Source organism: Nesterenkonia sp. K-15-9-6 (assembly GCF_052656005.1).
This window is the reverse complement of the sequence record NZ_JBQYEY010000054.1, coordinates 1-1444: the sequence shown is the minus strand read 5'-3', so window position 1 is coordinate 1444 and position 1444 is coordinate 1. Positions and strand designations below refer to the sequence as shown.

Annotated in this window: 1 protein-coding gene; it reads left to right on the top strand. The window is 65.9% G+C overall.

Going from position 1 to position 1444, the window contains the following annotated elements:
* Positions 1 to 130 precede the first annotated feature (130 nt).
* Positions 131 to 1441 (top strand): ISL3 family transposase, encoded by a 1311-nt coding sequence (locus SD455_RS16575; RefSeq protein ID WP_445508739.1) that lies wholly within the window; start codon positions 131 to 133, stop codon positions 1439 to 1441.
* Positions 1442 to 1444 lie beyond the last annotated feature (3 nt).

The following is a 1444-nucleotide window of genomic DNA, read 5'->3' as shown; positions in this document are numbered from 1 at the left end:
GGGGCTCTTCGCGTTTGAGGGTGTAGAAGCTGGGACGCGCGCCGGAGTCGGCGTGGCGGTGGATGGATAGAAGTCGAGGCCTTCCGATGATGGAGGTTCCTACACCTAATCCATCCAGAAGACCTCGACGATGTCCCAGCCTACTTTCACGACCCCTGACCTCAATAGCTTCTGCCTGCTCGATGACCTCGGCCTGAGGGTCACTGGTCAGCAGATCCACCACGATCGAGCAATACTGGAATGCCGCCTGGCCGAAGACGATCCGTGGTGCCGACACTGCGGCGGTGAAGGCATCCCGCGGGGCACGGTGGTCCGCCGCCTGGCGCATCTTCCCCTGGGGTGGCGGCCGACCACCCTGTGGGTGCGGGTCCGCCGATACCGGTGTACCGACTGCGCTCGGGTCTGGCGTCAGGACACCAGTACGGCTGCGGCACCCAGGACGAAGCTGAGCAGGCATGCGGTGCTATGGGCCCTGAAGTCGGTAGTGATTGACAGGATGTCCATCGCCAGGGTGGCTGCCGCCCTGGCGGCTTCCTGGCATACCGTCAACGACGCCGTGTTGGCCGCCGGCCGGCAGCTGCTGATTGAGGATCCTCACCGGTTCGAGGGTGTGAAGGTCATCGGGGTCGATGAGCACTGCTGGCGCCACACCGGCAGGGGGTCCCACTACGTCACTGTGGTCATCGACCTGACCCCCGTGCGCGAGGGCACTGGCCCGGCGAGGCTGCTGGACATGGTCCCCGGTCGTTCCAAGGCCGTGTTCAAGACCTGGATCGACGCCCAGAACGAGGACTTCCGCAACGGCATCGAGGTGGTGGCCATGGACGGGTTTTCCGGCTTCAAGACCGCCACCGCCGAAGAACTCCCCGAGGCCACTGCGGTGATGGATCCCTTCCATGTGGTCGCCCTGGCCGGGGACGCGTTGGACCAGACAAGGCAACGGGTCCAGCGTGAGACCACCGGGCACCGCGGCCGTTCAGGGGACCCCCTCTATGGGGCGCGCAAGACGCTGCGCACCGGGGCTGACCTGCTCACCGAACCCCAAGACCGCAGGCTCCGGAAGGTCTTCGCCGCTGATGAGCATGTGGAGGTCGAGGCCACCTGGAGCGCGTATCAGAAGATCGTCGCCGCCTACCGGTGCGCCTCCAAGCCTGCTGGCAAGCAGATGCTCAACGAGGTGATCAACTCGCTGCGCCGCGGGGTCCCGGCCAGGCTGGTCGAGCTGAAGAAGCTGGGCCGGACGCTGAACCGCCGGGCGGTCGACATCCTGGCCTATTTCGACCGCCCGGGCACCTCCAACGGGCCCACTGAGGCGATCAACGGCCGTCTCGAGCACCTTCGCGGCACTGCTCTGGGGTTCCGGAACCTGGCCAACTACATCACCCGAGCGCTGCTGGACACCGGAGGATTCAGACCCCTGCTACACCTTCATCTGCGATGAGCC